Genomic DNA, 20905 nt, shown 5'->3' with positions numbered 1-20905 from the left:
AAGACAATGGATATAAATAAACGCAAGACCGGGCTGGCACGGTTGATAGAAATAGCCGGCACCAAACGCTGGTTGCTTATCGGAGCAATGTCGCTGGCTGTCATTACCACCATCATGCAGTTCGTGCCCATCATAGCTGTGTATAATATTCTTATCGAGCTGGCTAAATATGCCCTTAACCCTTCATTGATTGACAAGGCATACATTTGGAAATGGGGATATACTGCCTTGGGTGCATTTTTCGCTTTCGGGGTACTCACTTTCGTTTCCCTGATGCTCTCACATATTGCCGCATTCAATATTCTGTATGAAATACGGATGCAGTTAGCGCAAAAGATGGCTCGCCTGCCTTTGGGTTTTTTCACTCACCGAGCCTCCGGAGAACTAAAAAAGATAATGAGCGATGATGTGGAGCGTATCGAACTGTTTATTGCCCACCATATTCCCGACATCGTTTCCGCCATACTTTTCCCTCTGATTCTCATCGGGTATATGTTTACCATAGACTGGCGGTTGGCTCTCATAGTTTTGGCTGTATTGGCAGTGGCATTCTGTGTCATGGGAAAGATGTACGCCGGTAAAAAGATTAGAGAGGTTTCCGAGCGATATTTGGAAACATTGGGCAAAATGAATGCCGGCATTGTGGAGTACATCCGCGGCATTCAAATCGTCAAAACCTTTACTGAATCGACCGATGCCTATCGTAAACTGAATGATGACATCAAAGAGTACCGCAAGTTCGCCAACGAAGTGAACGTCCAATACCAACCGACCTATGTGGGATTTCTCACCATACTTTCCTCGGCGTTGCTCTTTATCATTCCCGTAGCCATATGGTTACTCATAGGAAGTGCCTCGTATGTGGCATTCATTCCTGTGGTACTGATGTTTCTGATTTTCGGCGTGGCTGTTTTCTTTCCGGTATTGAAGCTCTTGTGGATAGGCAGTTTCCTGAATCAAAACAATATGGGCGTACAGAAAATAGACGACATCCTCTATATGGACGAAATTAAAGAACCGACTACGCCCCGATACCCCGAAGACACGTCTGTAGAGTTTCGGAATGTCTCTTTTGCCTACGATACGACCCCGATACTCCAAGAGGTTTCTTTCGTGGCTCATCCCGGCACGGTAACGGCTTTGGTCGGTCCTTCGGGAGCCGGTAAAAGTACCGTGGCCATGCTCACTGCCAGATTTTGGGATATTCAAAGTGGAGAAATTTTAATAGGAAAAGTTCCGATCAAAGAAATTCCGACTTCCGTATTAATGGACAACGTAGCCTTTGTTTTCCAAGATAACATGCTCTTTTTCGACACCATCGAAGAAAACATCCGTATGGGGAATAAGGATGCAACCTTTGAAGATGTGACACGAGCTGCACGTGCTGCCCAATGTCATGAGTTTATCGAATCTTTGCCCAATGGCTATCAGACTTTGGTGGGCGAAGGAGGAACGTATCTCTCCGGCGGTGAAACGCAACGCATTGCATTGGCTCGTGCCCTGCTGAAAGATGCTCCCATCATCTTACTGGATGAGGCTACCGCATTTGCAGACCCCGAAAATGAAGGTAAAATATTAGAAGCCTTTTCACACCTCATCAAGGGAAAGACTGTATTGGTCATTGCTCATCGTTTGGGCACAATCACGAACGCCGACCGCATCTTATATGTGGATAAAGGGGTTATCGTGGAAGAAGGCACACACGAAGAATTGCTTGCCCTTCGCCAATCGTATGCCCACTTGTGGGAAACTTATAACCGCGCAAAAACATGGACAATCGGAGGAAAAAAAGATCTCAATAAAACAGAATTATCAATATGAAACGACTTATACAAACAACTGCATTTGAACAACTAATTTCAAATGATTTGACAGCAATCCAAATGAGGGCTGTTTGTGATAGTTTTATCAAGGATGTAATAAAACTAAGCGAAACGGAAAGAAATCCACAATCTTTATTTCGGACTCTTTGTTACACTCGTTTCCATTTGCAAACAATCTACGAAAAGAGCGGATTAACAACGGAGATGGGGAAAAAATGTATCAGAGCTGCTATACGTCATTGACAAAGAGTTAGAATTATGGTATATGCGAATGCAAGGAGCTTTATCTTTATCACCTCCGAGTTTGCAATCCAATTCCTTCTGTATTCATTGGACAGGTAAAGCAACCGACTTGGTCGAACTACTCTATGCACTCGATACCTGTGACTGTATCAACGATGGTGAAATCGGTATAGAAGAATTGGCAGATACCTTTTCTGAAATCTTTGGTGTAGAAATCAAGAACTGCTACAACGTCTATATGAACATGAAACGCCGCAAGGATGACAGCCGTACCTACTTTCTTGATGAACTCCGAGAGAAGCTGAACAAGCGTATGGTGGAGAGCGACCTGAAAGGCGGCAAGTTCAAGAAACGGTGAATCAAAAGGAGGAACTCTCTCCCTCTCATTTGCCGATTACCTTAAGTTTACGGCAATTTTATTTGGAGAAACAGAGAGAATTGAGTAATTTTGCATGCAGAATTGAGTAAAATACTCATCACAATTGAGTAAGTCCATCATTAGATTTGAGCATGAACTATATTCGCAAACAATATCACACTCTGAAAGCACGCATTCAGGAGCCAAGGCGTTTTATGCAAGTATTGGCAGGTCCGAGACAAGTAGGCAAATCTACTCTCGTAGGGCAGGTGCTGCAGGACGTACCTATTCCATATTCGGTAGAAGTGGCAGATGCCGTCGATCCGAAGGACAGCGACTGGATACGCCGAGTATGGGAAGGAGCACGAACCACCATGACACTCCGTGGAGAGGCTGAACGCTTGCTTGTGATTGATGAAATCCAGAAGATTGACAATTGGAGCGAGGTGGTCAAGAGAGAATGGGACGAGGACACGCTCAAGCATGTCAATCTGAAGGTGGTACTGCTGGGCAGCAGTCGTCTGTTGCTCAAGAGAGGACTTACGGAGTCGTTGGCAGGGCGTTTTGAGCTTATTCGTCTCGGACATTGGAGCTATCAGGAGATGCACGACGCTTTCGGAGTGACACTCGACGAGTACATCTACTTTGGCGGCTATCCCGGTGCTGCCCACATGATTGATGACGGAAAGCGTTGGCGTAAGTATATCAAGGATTCGTTGGTGGCTCCCGCCATTGAAAAGGATGTACTGATGACCTCCAACATCTACAAGCCTGCCCTTATGAAACAATTATTTGAGTTAGGGTGCGGTTATTCTGCCGAGATACTTTCGCTGACAAAACTGATGGGACAACTGCAGGATGCCGGCAACGTGACCACGTTGGCTTCGTATTTGGAGATACTCGACCAATGTGCATTGCTGACGGGATTGCAAAAGTACGCCAATGATGATGCCCGAAAGCGTGGCTCCATTCCCAAATACCAAGTGTACAACAACGCCTTGCTGACGGCATATAAAGGCAGGTCGTTCCTTATGGACAGAACGGACACGACGCTTTGGGGGCGATGGGTGGAGAGTGCGGTAGGTGCTCATTTGCTGGGCATGGCAGAGGAGGCAGACTATCAAGTGTATTACTGGCGAGAGCCTGCAAGGAACAAGACAGATAAGGACAAAGAGGTGGATTTCATCATCGTAAACGATGGTGAGGTGACAGCTATTGAGGTGAAAAGCGGTCGTCGCGGGATGAACTCAGGTCTTCCTGTCTTTGTGGAGGCATTCCATCCCAAGAAATCTTTTGTCGTGGGCTCGGGAGGCGTTTCGTTGGAAGACTTTCTGAGGTGTGACATAGAGGTATTGTTGGGATGATATTATACTTCTCTGCAGAATATAACTAAAAGATAATAAGCCTCTCAGGCGCGTTGAAAGACAGCATACTTGAGGGACGTTCTTCATTTATAAGGGAGCCGAAATGAAGAGAACACAAGATGCAGCAAATCAAAAGGGAGGTATTCCGGTTTCGGAGTACCTCCCTTGATTTAGTTTCTGCAACTATTGGTTGCAGAAACTCTTCGAGTCTCGCAAAAGAAGATTAAAAAAGTCCAACCCTTAGTTGGAGAAATTGCATCCTCTTACCGAAAAGCCCTGATAACTCTATAGACAGCCCACAGGCAGGTGAAAGGAGCGGTGAAGACTCCTATGACGACAAAGAGGAGAAGTTTGAAGATATAGTAAAATACCCACTGCCAGTTTGTTCCTGCAATCATTTTATAGGGAATGAACTTCTCTGCAAAGAGATAGCCCGACCATATCGCCATCAGCACATATCCTGACATCCATCTCATATTCTCAAAGCCTTTGGTCGCCAAGAAGTTCCACTTGAATCCCATGACAAACAAGGCGATGAGAAACAACATACTGAAGATGCTTCGCAAAATCTCGCTGCGTTTCCTCTTCTGAAAACAAGGTGTACAGAGTATCGGCTGATACCTTTCAGCACATTCGGGGCAGAGTCCTTTCCCGCAATCGGAACACTGGGCTACCGCCGGTTCTTGGGTATGATTAAAACAATTCATTGTGTCATCATTTTGTGTGTTCAAAAATACGAAAATCCTACCTTTGAGCCAAGAAAAACAGCCATTATTTCCTGGTATTGAGTAGCTTGGAAAGCTCAGGGTCATCAGCAATCCGTTGCAACTCCCGTTCCACGATGTCCCGCACCTCCGACTTTACCCGGTCATAGTTCGCCTTGATTTCCTCATCCATCATATCCTCTCCGTTTTCATTTGTGAAGTCCGTCAGAATGGGTATCGGTCGATAGGCGGCTGTTTCTTTTGCCACCTTTGCATTGTCCACTACAATCTCACAGTGGAATATCTTCTGCTCGATACGTTCGGAGAAGTTGTCGGTGACCGCTCCCACGAACATACCCTGCGTGAGCGTGGAAATCTTACTCTGTGGGATAAGGCTGTCCATCTGCGTGGATATGGAGGTCGTTTTGTCGCTGCGGGTGATACTCATACTCTGCCGCTTTTGAAGCACCTTGCCGAAACGCTCCGATAAGGTCTTTGCCGTTTCTCCGACGACCTGACCGGAGAAGATGTTTCCGACGGTATTCATCACCACAGCCGCTTCCTTGTCCCCATAATCACGCTTCAATTGCGAAAAGTCCTGAAAGCCCAAGCATACCGCCACCTTGTTGCTTCGCGCGGTGGCAATCAGATTGTCAAGCCCTTTGAAGTATATGGTAGGCAGTTCATCTATCAGCACGGAACTTTTCAGCATCCCTTTCTTGTTTATCAGCTTGACGATACGCGAATTGTACAATCCCAATGCTGCCCCATAGATATTCTGCCGATCCGGGTTATTGCCCACACAAAGGATTTTCGGCTTTTGTGGGTTATTGATGTCGAGCGTAAAATCATCCCCCGTCATAATCCAATAGAGCTGCGGGCTTATCATTCTTGACAGCGGTATCTTGGCGGATGCTATCTGTCCCTGAAGCTGGTCGGCGGCTCCTCCGAGCCAAGCGTCCATAAAGGGAGAAAGATAGTTCTCCAATTCAGGATATGAGGTGAGTATCGGAAAAATATCTTCATACTTGCGGCAGAGAAACTCTATGGCGTGCGGAAAAGTGCAGTATTTTCCTCCCTCGAAAATGCGGAGATACCAAATGATAGCGGCAAAGAGTACGATTGGCGACTCCACAAAGAAATCCCCCTGCTTCTGCACCCACGTCTTGTTGAGATTGAGCATGATGGTGTACGCCGACTCGTAGGCATCCGAAATGTCACTCATAAAGTCAGGGTGTATCGGATTGCAACGATGCGACCGGCGAGGGTCGTCGAAGTTGATCACGTAAAACTTCGGCTTGACCTTATACCCTTCCGAGTGATGCAGCAGATGGTTGTAAACAATCGTGGAGAGGTCGGGATATTTGAAGTCGTAGCAGTAGATGGCAAACCCTTTCTCAATCTGCTGCTTGATGAAATTATTGATGATGGCATAGGACTTACCGCTGCCCGGCGTCCCCAAGACGGAGACTGCACGGAAAGGATTGACCACGTTTATCCATCCTTTATTCCACTTCTTGTGGTAATAGAAACGGGTCGGCAGATTGACCGAGTACTCATTTTCCAAGAGCCTTGTTTCTTGCATAAAGGATTCGTTCTCTTGATTGAAGACATCCTCCATCAGGTTGTTCTTCAAGAGTCGGCTCATGTAGAGTCCCGCCATCAGCAGGCACACATACCCGACGGTTATTGTAAAGGTGTAGAGAGCCGCATTGGCTTCTATGGACAGAGGCAAGGCAAGTATCCACCAATTGAGGAAGAAAAAGACAAAGCCGCCCCCCATGAATGCCCCTATTTTCGACCACGTGATATGCTCCTCTTTCACACCCTTTGTACCCAGACAGGAAAGCCCCATCAGTACCAGCGCAAAGAGTTTGGTGTAGAGCATATTGCCGAACAGCCCCGCCGTGCGATGGAAGTTCATCAGTATCCTGTCCACCACACCGATATTCACGCCCCATAACCGTATCGCTTCATAGCAATACCAATAGAGATGGGCAACCACCAGTATGATACTTACGGCACGCAGAAAATCCATGATTTTCGCCAGTGCCCTCAAATCGTCCTCTTGTTGTGACATAATCTTTCTGTTTTTTAGAGTTTACGTTGTTTCCTTTTCTTTCGCTGCATCCGTCTGCGGAATTGCTCTTCCTCCCAATCCGTTCCGTGTGTCTCCAAGGGCAGGTCAAGTAAACCGCCCAAGACAGAATCCCCGTCCGAAGTCTGAGTTTGGGGAATACTGCCTTTCTCACTCTGTTGTATAGGAGCAGACAATTCGGGATGCGGGCGGTCGAACCACTCGGCAACGGCGTTTGCCGAAAGTTCCTTGCCCAATCGTGAGCCATTGACGACACAGCCGTTGTTATGGTCTATGAAGGTGGCACCATAGAGCCGACCTTCTTCGTTCTCACGGAAGAGGACATCAATTCCCTTGCGATAGAGATTCCCCCTGAAATCCTCTTTCGTCGCAGAACGTTTCAATGCTCCGGCTACGACCGCTTTGGTCTTGGGAGCAAGCCATTTTTCTTTCAGTTTCTCCTTTGAAGCCTTGAAGTTGTTTTGCAGGGCTTCATATCCGACAGACTTCCCAAAGAGAGAGGATTTGAATACTTTTCCTATTTTATTTCCCTTGTCATCCGAGGCAAAGTAGAGAAGTCCCATATAAGTCTTTCCGTTTACCTCCCCCTTGACCTCTTCCACACATATATTATAGGTGGAGAGTAAGGCACGGTATTCCTTGAAGCTCGGACAATGGTAGAATTTCGCTACCGGCTTGATAACCGAAGCCAGTTGTTTTTTAAGATTCTCTCCGTCGCTGTAGCAGACTTTTTTCAGGCGAAACGCTTCTTTTTCCTTCCGCATTTGCGCAGGAATCAAACCGTACTTCTGTTCCAGTTCTTTGAGAATACGGGTGCTGGTATAGAAATTATTGCCATCGTTAATCTTCTTTCCCCGTTCATCGACGGCTAAGGTGACAATATGTAGGTGATGCCTGTCTATGTCTTCGTGTTTATACACGACAAAGGGCTGATTGCCGTAGCCCATCTTTTCGATATACTCCCGTGCGATGGCTGAGAACTGCTCATCGGAGAGGCGATCATCGGGATGCGGATTCAAGGAGACGTGTATAACCGGTTTTTTAGTGAGGACATGACTTGGCATATATGCCATAAAATCCTGCATACAGGCGGATATATTGTGTGTTCCATCAGCCGGAGAGAACACTTTGTTGGTATCCAAAATCTTGGCAACGCCCTCGTTCACCTTCTCTCCATTGTACGCCAAAGCACCGTAAAGGGAATTGCCATAGTTTATCTTTGCGACCATTTCTCCTGAAATTCACGGGTAAGTTGTACGATTTCGCCTCCGATAGCCGCCAATTCAAGAGTCAGTTTCTCCAGTTGGGCAAGCATGGCGTAGGCTTTTTTCTCGGTGAAATTACTCTTTAAGGCGACCACAGCTTGGTTATAATTCACTCCCACGCTGCGAAACTGTCCGTACAAAGTCGTCAGTTTTTGGTAGTAATCGAGCAGCGAGCGATCCACTTTTATTACCCGAAAAGTCTCATCAAAGACCCTTGCTTTGATGAAAACCGCTCTGTTCGGGACTCCTGATTGCTCATAAAGCGTCAGGAAACGCGCAAACTCCGTGTCCGTAAACCGAACCATGCAACAATGGTTGGCTTTCTCTTTTTTCAAGGGTCTCCCCACATGTCTTTTTGTCATTTTACTTTGGATTTTAATGGTTTGTATTTCTCTCTAAGGGGACAGATGTGCAAAGCACGATGGAGTCCCTTTCGGGAGGTTTCACGGCATCACCGGCATTCAAGACAAGTCATTCTCTCTTCCAGGAAAAAACGACTTCGGAGTTTTTTCAGCCCTCTGCAAGAGCAAGAGTTCTGAGTTACCGAATTTATTTCGGGTAACGCAGGACATATCTTGCTATTTGCTCCGACGCAAATAAATCCGTCCGCGAAGGACGGAAGTCGAGTCTCTCAAAAAAGAACGCTTCATGCCTCGAATACTTCGGCTTTCCGCTTGGGTGCAAAGTTACTAAGCCTTGTGCCTAAGTCACTTATCTTTTACGAAGCCACAAATACGCAAATCGAAGCCACAAGTACGCAGTTAGCAAAAAGGATAAAAAAAGAGCTTTGGAGGCATCTATATTTGCCCCATCGAACAGGTGTTTGCAGATCGGTGGGCATACCTGCCTACCCAAGTCTGAAAACCAGTCCGCAGCCATTTGAACAGACAATTACGGAAATGGAAATAGAAATGAGAATATGTACAAGTTATTGCACCCGTCGCCCCTTACACCCTTGCACAAGGGTACAAGTGCGGACGTATGGATGGGTGGATGTGCGCAGGTATGAATCCCGTCATATAGCCCCACCCTTATGCAGGGAGGGACATATCCCGAAAGGCAGGTCTATGTTCCCTTGTTGGAATACCTTTCTGTATGCCTGTCCGGGGATCTATTCCCTCACAGACTCGTTTCCACATCTGCCTTTTCAAGGAAACAAACCAAGGTGTGCATACGCCTTTCCACACATATATGTAAAACCATTAAACAGAAAATGAAATGAAAAAGAAACCTGTTTTCATTGCCTTCTCCACCCAGAAGGGCGGTGTCGGCAAAACGACCTTTACGGTCTTGACGGCAAGTTACCTGCACTATGCCTGCGGGTATAACCTTATTGTGGTGGATTGCGACTATCCGCAATTCAGCATCAATGCCATGCGTCAGCGTGACGCACAGGGCGTGGATCGCAACCCCGCACTACAAGAATTGGCAGCAACTCAATTCTCCGAGTTGCAAAAGCCCACGTACACCATTCTTTGTGCCACGGCAGAGGCAGCCGTGGATACGGTCAGGGAATATCTGAAAACAGACGAACCCGATACGGATTTCGTCTTTTTTGACCTGCCCGGAACCATCAACAATGACGGTGTACTGAACACACTCTCCGGTATGGATTACATCTTCACGCCCATCTCCGCCGACCGTATTTCCTTGGAAAGCACGCTGAGCTTTTCTGCCATCATCAAGGAGGCGATAACCAATAATGCAGCCACTGCCAACAAAGGGATTTATCTCTTTTGGAATATGGTGGACGGGAGAGAGAAAACACCCCTCTATGCGATGTATGAAAAGGTCATTGCTGATTTAGAACTTCCCATCTTAAAAACGGTAGTCCCCAATACGACCCGCTACAAAAAGGAGGTAATGGAGGAGGGTACGACCCTCTTCCGTTCGACCATCTTTCCCGCCTCTCGCACGCTGCTTAGAGGCAGTCGTCTGAAAGAGCTTGTGGAGGAAATCCTGTCCATCGTAAAACCAGAAGCATATGGCAGGAAAGAATAAGGGGGCGATAGATCCCGTCGCTATCCGGGAACTGATTTCGCAGGGTATCCCAATGAAAAAGAAAGAGAGCGAGATGATACCGCCTGCCACCGTCGAAGAGGCGGATGAGTCTGTTCCGGAAACACAAAAAGAGGTTTCGGAAGAGCCACAACTCCCCATCCGAACACGTCGCAAGAATCCCGCCAAAGGAGATTACATCTCGCTCTTCATGCACCGCAATGACCTGTATGACCGTAAGGCAATCTACATCTCCAAAGAGTTGCAGGACAAACTGTCGGAAATCGTCCTCTTCATCCGAAAGAGAGAGATGACATTGGGCATGTACGTGGAAAACATCCTTCTCAAACATTTGGAGGACTACAAGGAAGAAATCAACCGATTAAGTGAAAAGAACTTCAAGAAATTATTGTGATATGAAACAGAAAAAAGACCGACCAATGGCAGGTAATAAGTCCTGCAGAGAACGAAAAAGCGTCTCATCAAAAGTAACCATCCGTAACTCCACCACGCTCATCGAACATTCCGAGGGACACTCTACAGGTCTCCTTCAGGAAGAGAGAAGCGATTATGAAACCGCCTTTCTGCAACCCCTGAACATCGGAGACCGAAAGGGAGTGTTCATTTCCAAAAAGACACAGGAAGAGATTTCTGAAATCGTCTATGTGGCAGCCGCAGGCAAACTGACGATTGGGGCATTCGTAGAACATATTCTCCGGCATCACTTAGAGAGTCACCGTGATGAGATAGATGCCTTGTTTGAGCAACAGTTCCGTAAACGTTTCGAGCGATGAAGCAGGTGATTGTCATTCTGCTGTCGGTAGGCTTAGCCTATCTCGGCAGCGTACAGGTTGCCCGCTTTCTGTACGGACGCTATCGGAGTGCCGTGAGACTCTATCGTGAATTGCGGCTCTTTTTCCGAGAACGAGGCAAGGGGAAATTCGTCGTTACCATCCGCATCCCTCAGAAGGAACTCTCCCAAGAGGAGAATATCCTTTTAGCCGAGTTGCCCATTGAAGAAGAGCAACAGGAACAGACGCCTGAAACGGGAATGTCGGAAGAGACCTCTCCTTTCATCCCCGAAGAGGAAGAGGATTATGTATTGGTGGAAGTCCAAGGTGAAAGCCACTCTCTTTCGGAAAGCATCACCGTGGAAGAACTGCAACAAATGGGTAATGTCCTTTCCTGCAAGAATGCTCCGATAGAGGAAGCTGCAAAAGCCGCCGAAACCATCTGTAAGATACACGACTCCCCGATGTTCCAAGCAATTAAGAAAGCGGCCGGAGAACGTGTCCGCGAACTGCTGGAGCGCGTTGCCGAAGAAGCTCCGAAAGAGGTTCAGTCAGGCAACTTCGATTACAAACGATTTATCACTACGTAGGATTCATTCAAAGAAAGGAGAAAATATGAGTACTCCCATCTATCTCGCCATCGCTTCCCCCAAGGGAGGTGTCGGCAAAACCTCGCTTACGGTACTTGCCGCAAGCATTCTGCATTACCACAGAGGATGCGATGTCGCCGTCGTGGATTGCAACCATCCCGTCCATACCATCGCCCGTCTGCGGCAGCAAGAGTCGGAAGAACAGAACCGGCAAAGCCTGATGCGTCTGAAACATCGGACACCCTGTACCCCTTATCCGATTATCTGCGCTCCGGTGCGGGAAGCCCTGAACCGGGTGGAGCGACACTGTGCGGACAATCCCCCTCGCTGCATCCTCTTCGACCTCCCTCCATTGATGAGTACAGAAGGGACGGTGGAACTGCTTTCAGCAATGGATGCCGTCGTCTTTCCTGTTACGGGCAGTCCGATGGATATGGAAGCCGTCCGCCATTTCATCGACATCTTGGGAGAGCAGATATTGACTATGGGAAAGGGTAATATCAAGGAGCTTTACCTGCTTCGCAATATGATAGAGGCTTGGGAACGAGAGGATGCCGACGAACGCTGCCGCACCCTTGCCGATGAAACGGGAGCTTTGCTAATGCAAACTTCATTGAGCCACTCCCGTTTGTATCGTCCGTTCCTTTCCGAACGCAAAAGAGGAGTATGTACCCTCTTCCCTCCTCACGGAGGAAAGTTGAGTCAGCTATGCAACGGGTTGGGCGATGAACTTCACGAAATCCTGCAACGCCTATGTGCCGAATAGTACTTGCCGCTCTCTTGCTCTATCTTCTGTGGCTATTTCTTTTTCTCTCGTATGAACGAAGAAGAAGAAGAAAGAACAGGGCAATGGAGAAAAAGCCTTGCCAGACGGTCAGTGAGGCTGAAATCATCGGTAAAAGTCACTTCAAACTCAGCCACTCGACGCCACAAGTACGCAGTTATCCAAAAGGCGAGGCGGAAGCAAAAAAGGCTTCTACATTTGCTCCCGAAAACGGACAAGAGCCATCGGAAGAGGCGGATGAACAGCCCGACATAGATGAGATCCCTTTAGTGTATGAGTCCTCGGATTCTTCATCCTTTGAAGAGGAAGATGAAGAGCTTCCGATACAGGGAGAGAGCGAATATGCCACGGGAATTGATTTTGAACGGGTGCTGGAAGCCTTGTCGGTCATTCACCGTCACGCCCACACCGACGCAGAGCGACAGAGAACCGGTGATACGCTGAGTGAGTTGGAAGGAACCCACCTGATGGAAACGCTCCGAAGCGATGCGAAACGCTCGGCCACGATCGATGAGATCATCCGTGCCCGTTTCGAGGAACTTTACAGCGGCGAAAAGGCGTAAGGCTTCTTCCGAATGGTCTTGACCCAATAGTATGAACCTTTTAATGCAACAAGCAATGAAAGAAAAAGAGTACGGCTGACCCTAAAAGAGCCACCACTAACATCCGAAAGTAACAACAGTATTCATCCGTCGGGAGGACCTATCCAATCCTCTTGGCACAAAACAAAGATTTATGACCAAAAGACATTTTCTAATCGCAGCCGTCCTGCTGCTTTCCATTTCCTCTGCCTTTGCCCAAGGCAACGGCTTGTCGGGCATCAACCAAGCCACCAACATGGTGACTTCCTATTTCGACCCTGCCACGAAACTCATCTACGCCATCGGTGCGGTCGTCGGTCTCATCGGAGGGGTAAAGGTCTACTCCAAGTTCTCGTCCGGCGATCCCGACACCTCGAAGACCGCCGCAAGCTGGTTTGGAGCGTGTATCTTCTTGATAGTCGCAGCCACCATTCTGAGAAGTTTCTTCCTCTAAGCCTATGGAGACCTATCCCATCAACAAGGGAATCGGTCGCTCGGTAGAGTTTCAGGGACTCAAAAGCCAATACCTGTTCATTTTTGCCGGAGGGCTGCTCGCCCTTTTCGTGCTGTTTGTCATCCTCTATATGGTGGGTGTCAATCAATGGATCTGTATCGGCTTCGGAGGGACTGCCGCATCCGTTCTGGTGTGGCAGACCTTCTCTCTGAACAGGAAGTACGGGGAACACGGGCTGATGAAGCGTTCCGCGCTGCACAGCCATCCCCGATACCTCATCAACCGACGACGCATTCCCCGTCTGCTGCGGCACAAGGAACTGCCGAGACGAAAGAGAAAAGAGAATAAAAGAATGAACGAAGGAAAGGAGGACAAAAAATGAGAAACGTACTGAAAGCCACCACGCTGGAGAACCGCTTCCCGCTGCTTGCCGTCGAAGAGGGCTGCATCCTCTCGAAGGACGCCGACATCACGGTCGCCTTTCGGGTCGAGCTTCCCGAACTCTATACGGTGACAAGTGCGGAGTATGCCGCCATCCATTCGGCTTGGGTAAAGGCAATCAAGGTCTTGCCGACCTACAGTGTCGTACACAAGCAGGACTGGTTTGTCAAGGAGGGCTATCGTCCGGACTTGCAAAAGGAGGAGATGAGTTTCCTCTCCCGCAGTTTCGAGCGGCACTTCAACGAGCGACCCTTCCTGAACCACGCCTGCTACCTGTTCCTGACCAAGACGACGAAGAACCGCAGCCGGCAGCAGAGTAATTTTTCCACGCTCTGCCGTGGGCATATCATCCCCAAGGAGGTACGGGACAGGGATACCGCCCGCAAGTTCATCGAAGCCACCGAGCAGTTCGAGCGGATTATGAACGAGTGCGGTTTTATTCATCTCTCTCGCCTGAGCGATGAAGAGATTGTCGGCACGGAGGAAAAGCCGGGACTGATAGAGAAGTATTTCTCGCTCTCCCTTTCCGACACGACGGTCTTGGAGGACATCGACCTGAGAGCCGACCGGATGCGTATCGGCGACAAGCGGCTCTGCCTGCATACGCTCTCCGATACGGAAGACCTGCCCGGACTGGTCGGTACGGATATGCGTTACGAACGCCTGTCCACCGACCGCAGCGACTGCCGCCTCTCCTTCGCTGCTCCCGTGGGGCTGTTGCTGCCGTGCAGCCATATCTACAACCAGTATGTGCTGATTGACGACAGTGCGGAGAACCTGCAACGCTTCGAGAAGAACGCGCGGAACATGCACTCGCTCTCCCGTTACAGTCGCTCCAATCAAATCAACAAGCAGTGGATTGACGAGTATCTGAACGAGGCACACAGCTTCGGACTTACCTCCGTCCGCTGCCATTGCAATGTCTTGGCGTGGAGTGAGGACGAGGAGGAACTCCGCCGTATCCGCAACGACGTGGGCAGCCAGCTTGCACTGATGGAGTGCAAGCCACGGCACAACACGGTGGATGTGCCGACGCTCTTCTGGGCGGGCATTCCCGGCAATGAAGCCGACTTCCCCGCAGAAGAGAGCTTTTACACCTTCATCGAGCAGGCGGTCTGCTTCTTCAATGAGGAAACCAACTACCGTGATTCGTTGTCTCCATTCGGCATCAAGATGGCTGACCGCAGCGGCAAGCCGATTCATCTCGACATCTCCGACCTGCCGATGAAGCAAGGCATCATCACGAACCGCAACAAGTTCATCTTGGGACCTTCGGGTTCGGGCAAGTCATTCTTCACCAACCACCTCTTGAGGCAGTATTGGGAACAGAACACCCATATCGTCTTGGTGGACACGGGAAACAGCTATCAGGGGCTGTGCGAGATGATACGCCACAAGACGCAGGGAGAAGATGGCGTGTACTTTACCTATTCGGACGAAAATCCCATCAGCTTCAATCCCTTCTATACCACCGACAAGGTGTATGATGTGGAGAAAAGGGAGAGCATCAAGACCCTGCTGCTGACCCTTTGGAAGAAGGACAACGAGCCTGCCACCCGTTCGGAGGAGGTCGCCCTTTCCAATGCCGTGTCGCTCTTTATCGAGCGTATCAAGACGGACGACGGCATCGTACCCTCGTTCAACAGCTTTTACGAATACCTCACCACCGATTACTCGGCTCTGCTTCGTGAGAAAAAAGTCAGGGAAAAGGATTTTGACTTGGCTAATTTTCTCAACGTGCTGGAGCCGTACTACAAGGGTGGCGAATATGACTATCTGCTGAACTCGGACAAGCAGATCGACCTCTTGAACGCCCGCTTTATCGTCTTCGAGATTGATGCGATAAAGGATCATCCCATCCTTTTCCCCATCACGACCATCATCATTATGGAGCTGTTCATCAACAAGATGCGACGGCTGAAAGGAGTGCGGAAAGTCATCCTCATCGAGGAGGCTTGGAAGGCTATTGCGTCTGCGAATATGGCGGGATATATCAAGTATCTCTACAAGACGGTCAGAAAGTTCTTCGGCGAGGCGGTCGTGGTGACGCAGGAGGTGGATGACATCATCTCCTCAGATATTGTCAAGGAAAGTATCATCAACAACTCCGACTGCAAGATACTTCTTGACCAGCGCAAGTACATGAACAAGTTCGATCAGATACAGGCACTCTTGGGATTGACGGACAAGGAACGGGGACAGATCCTCTCCATCAACCAGAGCAACGATGCCACACGGTCGTACAAGGAGGTGTGGATCGGACTCGGTGGCGTGCAGTCCGCCGTCTATGCCACCGAAGTGTCGAAAGCCGAATACCTCACCTACACGACAGAGGAGACCGAGAAGATGCGGGTGCTCGCCCGTGCCGGGCAACTCGGCGGAAACATGGAGCTTGCCGTCAGGCAGCTCGCCGAAGAAGAATAGTAAAGAATAATCACACTAAAATCCAACGTAAAATGAAAAAGAGAATTTTAATGCTTATCACGTGCGGTTGCCTCTTGGCAGGCAGCGCACACGCTCAATGGGTAGTCACTGACCCCACCAACCTTGCACAGAGCATCATCAACACGACCAAGGAAATAGTGCAGACCTCCAAGACGGTCAAGAATACGCTCGATAACTTCAAGGAAGTGGAGAAGCTCTACAACGAGAGCAAGAAGTACTACGATGCCCTGAAAAAGGTAAATGATCTCGTGCGGGATGCCCAAAGGGTAAAGGAGACCATCCTGATGGTCGGGGAAATCTCCGACATCTATGTGAACAACTACAAAAAAATGCTCTCCGACCCGAACTTCCGTCCGGAGGAGCTGGTCGCCATTGCCAACGGCTATACCAAACTGCTCGGAGAGAGCAACAACCTGCTCAAGGAACTGAAGCAGGTGGTGAACATCACCACGCTGAAGATGACCGACAAGGAGCGTATGGACGTGGTGGATCGCTGCTACAAGGAGGTGCGGGACTACCGCAACCTCGTGCGTTACTACACGAATAAGAACATCTCCGTGAGCTATCTCAGAGCCAAGAAACAGCAGGACACCGACCGGGTGCTCTCGCTCTATGGAACGGATAATGAAAGGTATTGGTAGGTATGGGAGCGGAATTTGACAACCTGCACCAAGTCCTCCGTACCCTTTACACGGAGATGATGCCCATGTGCGGCGACATGATAGGCGTTGCCAAAGGCATTGCGGGCTTGGGTGCACTCTTCTATGTGGCACTCCGGGTATGGCAGACGCTTGCCCGTGCCGAGCCCATTGACGTCTATCCGTTGCTCCGTCCGTTTGCGCTCGGTCTCTGTATCCTCTTTTTCCCGATGGTCTTGGACACCATCAACGGCGTGCTTAGTCCCGTCGTGCAGGGGACGCACAAGATGCTCGAAAAACAGACTTTCAGCATGGATGAATACCGCAAGATGCGGGACAAGATAGAGTATGAGTCGATGGTGAAAAATCCCGAAACAGCCTATCTGGTCAGCAACGAGGAGTTCGACAAGAAACTGGATGAACTCGGTATCGCTCCCTCGGACATGGCGACGATGGCGGGAATGTACGTGGAGCGCAGTATGTACAATTTCAAGAAATGGTTCCGCAATATGGTGCGGGAGTTCTTGGAACTGCTTTTCGCCGCTGCCGCTCTGCTTATTGACACGCTTCGAACATTCTTCCTGATTGTCCTCTCCATCTTGGGACCGATAGCCTTCGCCATCTCCGTGTGGGACGGTTTTCAGAGTACCCTCACGCAGTGGTTTACGAGGTATATCTCCATCTATTTGTGGCTGCCCGTGGCGGATTTGTTCAGCTCGATGCTGGCAAAGATTCAGGAACTGATGCTCAAGCACGACATCACACAGTTGCAGAACGACCCGACCTACACGATAGATGCCTCGAACGGCGTGTACCTTGTCTTCATGATTATCGGTATTATCGGTTACTTCACCATTCCGACCGTTGCGGGCTGGGTGATACAGGCAGGAGGTGCAGGTAACTATGGCAAGAACGTGGGACTTGCTGCTGCAAAGGGCGCCGGTATCGCAGGTGCCGTGGGTGGAGCTGTTGGCGGTTTCGCCGGAGGACACGCACGAAATGCGATGAACTATGCAGGGAGCAAGGGAAGAGAGATTGCTGGAAAATTATTTCACAGAGGAGGAAACCAATCCTCTGAACCATCGGAACAAAACTAAAAAGCAATGGAATTTAAGTCATTAAAGAATATCGAAACAAGTTTCAGGCAGATACGCCTCTTTACCTTGGTTGTCGTCTGCCTGTGTGCCGCCCTTGCGGGCTATTCGGTATGGAGTGCCTACTCCTTTGCCGAAGCCCAGAGGCAGAAAATCTATGTGCTGGACGGCGGTAAGTCGCTGATGCTCGCCTTGTCGCAGGATCTGTCGCAGAACAGACCGGCGGAGGCGAAAGAACATGTGCGCCGCTTCCACGAGCTGTTCTTCACCCTTTCGCCCGATAAGAGTGCCATCGAGGGGAATATCTCCCGTGCGCTGCTCTTGGCGGACAAGAGTGCCTACAACTATTATCGGGATTTCTCCGAGAAAGGGTACTACAATCGTATCGTGGCAGGAAACATCAATCAGGTCGTGCAGGTGGACAGCGTGCTTTGCGACTTCGACCGCTACCCCTATGCGGTACGGACGTATGCCCGACAAATGATTATCCGTGCCACCAACGTGACCGAGCGCAGTCTCGTCACCGTCTGCCGCCTGCTGAATACGAGCCGCAGCGACGACAATCCGAATGGCTTCAATATCGAGGGATTCGAGATAGTGGAGAATAAGGACATCAGTACCCGTAAGCGATGAAAAAGAAAAGTCTGTTCCGAATGATGCAAGAGGGAGCGGAGGCAAGACTCCGTCGCCTGTGCGGACGCATCCCCACTCATCTGAGGCTGTGTGTCGTCCTGACTATGCTTCTCTTTTTCGCCATCCTTGCCAACTATGTTTTCTTCAACGGTTTGTATCGCATCTTCTGTGACGGACACTCCGAAGAGGAATCGCTACCGATAATCAAGCATATAGAAGCCCCAGAAGTAAGGCGGCTCTATCCCAACGACAGTATCAACCTATTAAAGTATTACGATTATGTACCCATTCAAAAGAAAGACAACCTCCGATACGAGCACCTCACCTGAGCTGACGGAGGAAGAGAGACAAAGGCGAAAGAAGTTTGTCATTTATCCCCTGATGTTCCTGCTTTTTGCAGGCTCCATGTGGCTCATCTTTGCTCCTTCGAAGAAAGAAGAGGAGAAACAGGTAAAGGGCTTCAACACGGAAGTGCCCGACCCGATGGCAGCCGAACTGATCGGTGACAAGAAGAAAGCCTACGAGAAGGAGATAATGGAACAGAAGGAACAGGAACGAAGTCAGGCGATGCAAAGCCTCAGTTCCATGTTCGGTGAAATGACAGGAGGACAACCGGCACAGAGTTCCGAAGAGTTGGCTTTGAAGGCAGACGCATCAGAAAGAGATAACGGCTTCGGCTCTCACACCGCTGCTCCGCAAGCCGGATTCCACGCCTCTGCATCCGCCTATCAAGACATCAACCGCACGCTCGGTAGTTTCTATGAAGCACCGAGAGAAGACCCTGAAAAAGAGGAACTGCGTGCCCGATTGACAGAGTTAGAAGCCCGCATAAGCAGTGAACAGCAGTCGCCTGCCATAACTGTAAACGACCAGATGGCTCTGCTCGAAAAGTCCTATCAGTTGGCGGCAAAGTATATGCCGTCGGGCGGTGGACAGCAATTGTCAAGTAAGGCATTGCTTTCGGATGGGGAGACGGCTTCCGAAAGGAAAGCGGTCGCAACCACCCGAAACGGGAAGGCGGTAGCCTTTCCCGTTGCCCCCGTGAGCGAGCAAGTGGTGTCGGCTCTGACACAGCCGATGAGCGACTCGACTTTCCGCTCCGAATATGTCAAGGAGAGGAACTACATGTTCCATACCGCCATCGGAACAGCCCCGCTGACGGAGAAGAATACCATCTCCGCCTGTGTGCATACTCAGCAGACGGTTACGGACGGGCAGACAGTGCGTTTCCGTCTCTTGGAGCCGATGTTGGTATCGGGCAGGGAGATTCCACGCAACGCCCTCGTCGTGGGAACGGCAAAGGTACAGGGCGAACGGCTTGCCGTTGTCATTTCTTCACTGGAATATCAGGGAAATATCATTCCCGTGGAGCTGTCGGTCTATGACACGGACGGGCAGGCAGGAATATTCATTCCCGGTTCGATGGAGCGCAGTGCCGCCAAGGAGATTGTCGCAAACATGGGGACATCCGTAGGCAGCAGCGTGAACATCTCCACCGATGCGGGGGCACAGCTCGCCTCTGACCTCGGCAAGGGGCTGATACAGGGAACGAGCCAATACTTTGCCAAGAAAATGCGTACCGTCAAGGTGCATCTGAAAGCAGGATATAGGGTGCTGCTCTACCAACCCGAAAACAAGTAATTCACAGTTATTATTCACCACTTTAATCCAATGTAAAAATGAAAAGAACAGTTTTAGCCATCGCCCTGATGCTGGGTGCAGTCTGTGCCAACGCACAGGAAACGACGTTAAGCGGAGACCTCTATCAGGGGCTGACCCGAAAGATTGCCTTTGAGCGGATGATACCGCCTCACGGCTTGGAAATCACCTACGACAAGACGGTGCACATCATCTTCCCCTCTGCCGTGCGCTATGTGGATTTGGGTTCGCCCAACCTCATTGCGGGAAAGGCGGACGGAGCGGAGAACGTTATCCGTGTGAAAGCGACAGTCAAGGAGTTCCGTGAGGAGACGAACATGAGCGTGATCACGGAGGACGGTGCATTTTACACCTTCAATGTCAAGTATTCCAACGAGCCGCTATTGCTCAATGTGGAAATGGCGGACTTCATCCACGACGGTGCGAGCGTAAACCGCCCGAACAATGCAATGGAGGTCTATCTCAAGGAACTCGGCAGCGAGAGTCCGATGCTGGTACGGCTCATCATGAAGTCCATTCACAAGGAGGACAAGAGGACGGTGAAGCATATCGGCAGCAAGTCCTTCGGTATTCAGTACCTGCTCAAAGGGTTGTACTCGCACAACGGACTGCTGTACTTCCATACGGAACTGCGCAACAAGTCCAACGTACCGTTCGACATCGACTTCATCACGTTCAAGATCGTGGACAAGAAGGTCGCCAAGCAGACCGCTATGCAGGAGCAGGTGCTGCTTCCGCTGCGTGCCTACAACTATGTTACCTGCGTAGCGGGGCAGAAGAGCAGTCGCACGGTGTTCACGCTTCAGAAGTTTACCATCCCCGATGACAAGCATCTCATTGTGGAGATGCACGAGAAGAACGGAGGAAGACACCAGTCCTTTGTCGTGGAGAACGAAGACCTTGTGCGTGCAAGAGTGATTGACGAACTCAAAGTGAAGTAGT

23 protein-coding genes are annotated in these 20905 nt (G+C 49.7%); 19 read left to right on the top strand and 4 right to left on the bottom strand.

Annotated elements, in window-relative coordinates; genetic code table 11:
- Positions 1 to 6 precede the first annotated feature (6 nt).
- From DQN70_RS08705 to DQN70_RS08690, 4 genes are all read left to right on the top strand, one after another.
- Positions 7 to 1821, top strand: coding sequence for an ABC transporter ATP-binding protein (locus tag DQN70_RS08705; RefSeq protein ID WP_023941193.1), 1815 nt, complete (start codon positions 7 to 9; stop codon positions 1819 to 1821).
- Positions 1818 to 2066: a hypothetical protein gene (locus tag DQN70_RS08700; protein ID WP_023941192.1), complete on the top strand. Its 249-nt coding sequence runs from the start codon at positions 1818 to 1820 to the stop codon at positions 2064 to 2066. Before DQN70_RS08705 ends, DQN70_RS08700 begins: the two co-directional genes overlap by 4 nt.
- Before the next feature lie 22 nt (positions 2067 to 2088).
- Positions 2089 to 2424, top strand: coding sequence for an RteC domain-containing protein (locus DQN70_RS08695; RefSeq protein WP_023941191.1), 336 nt, complete (start codon positions 2089 to 2091; stop codon positions 2422 to 2424).
- 152 nt (positions 2425 to 2576) lie between these two features.
- Positions 2577 to 3788, top strand: a complete 1212-nt coding sequence (locus tag DQN70_RS08690; RefSeq protein WP_023941189.1) for an ATP-binding protein — start codon at positions 2577 to 2579, stop codon at positions 3786 to 3788.
- 263 nt (positions 3789 to 4051) lie between these two features.
- On the opposite strand, the gene DQN70_RS09545 is transcribed toward DQN70_RS08690, so the two are convergent.
- The 4 genes from DQN70_RS09545 to mobA all read right to left on the bottom strand — a co-directional run bounded on the left by DQN70_RS09545 (position 4052) and on the right by mobA (position 8217).
- Positions 4052 to 4255: a permease of the drug/metabolite transporter gene (locus tag DQN70_RS09545; RefSeq protein WP_197711764.1), complete on the bottom strand. Its 204-nt coding sequence runs from the start codon at positions 4253 to 4255 to the stop codon at positions 4052 to 4054.
- Between the two features lie 304 nt (positions 4256 to 4559).
- Positions 4560 to 6572: a conjugal transfer protein MobC gene (gene mobC, locus DQN70_RS08680; RefSeq protein ID WP_023941186.1), complete on the bottom strand. Its 2013-nt coding sequence runs from the start codon at positions 6570 to 6572 to the stop codon at positions 4560 to 4562.
- Between the two features lie 14 nt (positions 6573 to 6586).
- Positions 6587 to 7819 carry a conjugal transfer protein MobB gene (gene mobB / locus DQN70_RS08675; protein WP_023941184.1) on the bottom strand — a complete coding sequence of 411 codons (1233 nt, stop codon included), beginning with the start codon at positions 7817 to 7819 and terminating at the stop codon, positions 6587 to 6589.
- On the bottom strand, positions 7804 to 8217 hold the full coding sequence (gene mobA, locus DQN70_RS08670; protein ID WP_024999196.1) for a conjugal transfer protein MobA: 414 nt from the start codon (positions 8215 to 8217) through the stop codon (positions 7804 to 7806). Before mobA ends, mobB begins: the two co-directional genes overlap by 16 nt.
- 856 nt (positions 8218 to 9073) lie before the next feature.
- Between mobA and DQN70_RS08660 the strand changes: the two genes are divergently transcribed.
- From DQN70_RS08660 to traN, 15 genes are all read left to right on the top strand, one after another.
- A complete protein-coding gene (locus DQN70_RS08660; protein WP_023941176.1) occupies positions 9074 to 9856 on the top strand; it encodes a ParA family protein in 783 nt (260 codons plus the stop codon).
- Positions 9840 to 10268, top strand: coding sequence for a DUF3408 domain-containing protein (locus DQN70_RS08655; RefSeq protein ID WP_023941174.1), 429 nt, complete (start codon positions 9840 to 9842; stop codon positions 10266 to 10268). Before DQN70_RS08660 ends, DQN70_RS08655 begins: the two co-directional genes overlap by 17 nt.
- A 25-nt stretch (positions 10269 to 10293) precedes the next feature.
- Positions 10294 to 10647, top strand: coding sequence for a DUF3408 domain-containing protein (locus tag DQN70_RS08650; RefSeq protein ID WP_042226232.1), 354 nt, complete (start codon positions 10294 to 10296; stop codon positions 10645 to 10647).
- Positions 10644 to 11234 carry a hypothetical protein gene (locus DQN70_RS08645; protein WP_023941170.1) on the top strand — a complete coding sequence of 197 codons (591 nt, stop codon included), beginning with the start codon at positions 10644 to 10646 and terminating at the stop codon, positions 11232 to 11234. Before DQN70_RS08650 ends, DQN70_RS08645 begins: the two co-directional genes overlap by 4 nt.
- 25 nt (positions 11235 to 11259) lie before the next feature.
- Complete coding sequence (locus tag DQN70_RS08640; protein WP_042226215.1) at positions 11260 to 12000, top strand: ParA family protein; 741 nt, start codon at positions 11260 to 11262, stop codon at positions 11998 to 12000.
- Positions 11988 to 12581 (top strand): hypothetical protein, encoded by a 594-nt coding sequence (locus DQN70_RS08635; protein WP_023941165.1) that lies wholly within the window; start codon positions 11988 to 11990, stop codon positions 12579 to 12581. The genes DQN70_RS08640 and DQN70_RS08635 overlap by 13 nt, the downstream gene beginning before the upstream one ends.
- Before the next feature lie 172 nt (positions 12582 to 12753).
- The gene (locus tag DQN70_RS08630; RefSeq protein WP_004332848.1) at positions 12754 to 13053 is read left to right on the top strand and encodes a DUF4134 domain-containing protein; all 300 of its coding nucleotides are present in this window, start codon (positions 12754 to 12756) and stop codon (positions 13051 to 13053) included.
- A gap of 4 nt (positions 13054 to 13057) precedes the next feature.
- Positions 13058 to 13435 (top strand): DUF4133 domain-containing protein, encoded by a 378-nt coding sequence (locus DQN70_RS08625; protein ID WP_023941163.1) that lies wholly within the window; start codon positions 13058 to 13060, stop codon positions 13433 to 13435.
- Positions 13432 to 15918 (top strand): TraG family conjugative transposon ATPase, encoded by a 2487-nt coding sequence (locus DQN70_RS08620; protein WP_023941161.1) that lies wholly within the window; start codon positions 13432 to 13434, stop codon positions 15916 to 15918. Before DQN70_RS08625 ends, DQN70_RS08620 begins: the two co-directional genes overlap by 4 nt.
- Positions 15919 to 15950: 32 nt before the next feature.
- Complete coding sequence (locus DQN70_RS08615; protein ID WP_042226209.1) at positions 15951 to 16580, top strand: DUF4141 domain-containing protein; 630 nt, start codon at positions 15951 to 15953, stop codon at positions 16578 to 16580.
- 2 nt (positions 16581 to 16582) lie between these two features.
- On the top strand, positions 16583 to 17674 hold the full coding sequence (gene traJ / locus DQN70_RS08610) for a conjugative transposon protein TraJ (RefSeq protein WP_042226204.1): 1092 nt from the start codon (positions 16583 to 16585) through the stop codon (positions 17672 to 17674).
- A gap of 6 nt (positions 17675 to 17680) precedes the next feature.
- On the top strand, positions 17681 to 18304 hold the full coding sequence (traK, locus tag DQN70_RS08605) for a conjugative transposon protein TraK (RefSeq protein WP_023941153.1): 624 nt from the start codon (positions 17681 to 17683) through the stop codon (positions 18302 to 18304).
- Positions 18301 to 18633, top strand: coding sequence for a TraL conjugative transposon family protein (locus DQN70_RS08600; RefSeq protein ID WP_042226202.1), 333 nt, complete (start codon positions 18301 to 18303; stop codon positions 18631 to 18633). The genes traK and DQN70_RS08600 overlap by 4 nt, the downstream gene beginning before the upstream one ends.
- Positions 18584 to 19945 (top strand): conjugative transposon protein TraM, encoded by a 1362-nt coding sequence (gene traM / locus DQN70_RS08595; RefSeq protein WP_023941151.1) that lies wholly within the window; start codon positions 18584 to 18586, stop codon positions 19943 to 19945. The genes DQN70_RS08600 and traM overlap by 50 nt, the downstream gene beginning before the upstream one ends.
- A gap of 38 nt (positions 19946 to 19983) precedes the next feature.
- Entirely contained in the window at positions 19984 to 20904 is a 921-nt protein-coding gene (gene traN / locus DQN70_RS08590; protein WP_023941150.1) for a conjugative transposon protein TraN, read from the top strand.
- The last annotated feature ends 1 nt before the right edge of the window (position 20905 follow it).

Origin of the sequence: Porphyromonas crevioricanis, from assembly GCF_900476255.1 — a bacterium.
In the GTDB taxonomy this organism is placed as follows: domain Bacteria; phylum Bacteroidota; class Bacteroidia; order Bacteroidales; family Porphyromonadaceae; genus Porphyromonas; species Porphyromonas crevioricanis.
The sequence above is the reverse complement of the archived record's forward strand: the minus strand, read 5'-3'. Positions and strand labels throughout refer to the sequence as shown.

Coding starts and splice junctions, on each gene's coding strand:
- DQN70_RS08635 (WP_023941165.1), top strand. CDS start 11,988: ATGTGCCGAATAGTACTTGCCGCTCTCTTGCTCTATCTTCTGTGGCTA.
- mobB (WP_023941184.1), bottom strand. CDS start 7,819: ATGGTCGCAAAGATAAACTATGGCAATTCCCTTTACGGTGCTTTGGCG.
- DQN70_RS08690 (WP_023941189.1), top strand. CDS start 2,577: ATGAACTATATTCGCAAACAATATCACACTCTGAAAGCACGCATTCAG.
- DQN70_RS08695 (WP_023941191.1), top strand. CDS start 2,089: ATGCGAATGCAAGGAGCTTTATCTTTATCACCTCCGAGTTTGCAATCC.
- traN (WP_023941150.1), top strand. CDS start 19,984: ATGAAAAGAACAGTTTTAGCCATCGCCCTGATGCTGGGTGCAGTCTGT.
- DQN70_RS08655 (WP_023941174.1), top strand. CDS start 9,840: ATGGCAGGAAAGAATAAGGGGGCGATAGATCCCGTCGCTATCCGGGAA.
- DQN70_RS08620 (WP_023941161.1), top strand. CDS start 13,432: ATGAGAAACGTACTGAAAGCCACCACGCTGGAGAACCGCTTCCCGCTG.
- DQN70_RS08625 (WP_023941163.1), top strand. CDS start 13,058: ATGGAGACCTATCCCATCAACAAGGGAATCGGTCGCTCGGTAGAGTTT.
- mobA (WP_024999196.1), bottom strand. CDS start 8,217: ATGACAAAAAGACATGTGGGGAGACCCTTGAAAAAAGAGAAAGCCAAC.
- DQN70_RS08705 (WP_023941193.1), top strand. CDS start 7: ATGGATATAAATAAACGCAAGACCGGGCTGGCACGGTTGATAGAAATA.
- DQN70_RS08650 (WP_042226232.1), top strand. CDS start 10,294: ATGGCAGGTAATAAGTCCTGCAGAGAACGAAAAAGCGTCTCATCAAAA.
- traJ (WP_042226204.1), top strand. CDS start 16,583: ATGGGAGCGGAATTTGACAACCTGCACCAAGTCCTCCGTACCCTTTAC.
- DQN70_RS08615 (WP_042226209.1), top strand. CDS start 15,951: ATGAAAAAGAGAATTTTAATGCTTATCACGTGCGGTTGCCTCTTGGCA.
- DQN70_RS08660 (WP_023941176.1), top strand. CDS start 9,074: ATGAAAAAGAAACCTGTTTTCATTGCCTTCTCCACCCAGAAGGGCGGT.
- DQN70_RS08630 (WP_004332848.1), top strand. CDS start 12,754: ATGACCAAAAGACATTTTCTAATCGCAGCCGTCCTGCTGCTTTCCATT.
- DQN70_RS08640 (WP_042226215.1), top strand. CDS start 11,260: ATGAGTACTCCCATCTATCTCGCCATCGCTTCCCCCAAGGGAGGTGTC.
- DQN70_RS09545 (WP_197711764.1), bottom strand. CDS start 4,255: ATGTCAGGATATGTGCTGATGGCGATATGGTCGGGCTATCTCTTTGCA.
- traM (WP_023941151.1), top strand. CDS start 18,584: ATGTACCCATTCAAAAGAAAGACAACCTCCGATACGAGCACCTCACCT.
- mobC (WP_023941186.1), bottom strand. CDS start 6,572: ATGTCACAACAAGAGGACGATTTGAGGGCACTGGCGAAAATCATGGAT.
- DQN70_RS08700 (WP_023941192.1), top strand. CDS start 1,818: ATGAAACGACTTATACAAACAACTGCATTTGAACAACTAATTTCAAAT.
- DQN70_RS08600 (WP_042226202.1), top strand. CDS start 18,301: ATGAAAAAGAAAAGTCTGTTCCGAATGATGCAAGAGGGAGCGGAGGCA.
- traK (WP_023941153.1), top strand. CDS start 17,681: ATGGAATTTAAGTCATTAAAGAATATCGAAACAAGTTTCAGGCAGATA.
- DQN70_RS08645 (WP_023941170.1), top strand. CDS start 10,644: ATGAAGCAGGTGATTGTCATTCTGCTGTCGGTAGGCTTAGCCTATCTC.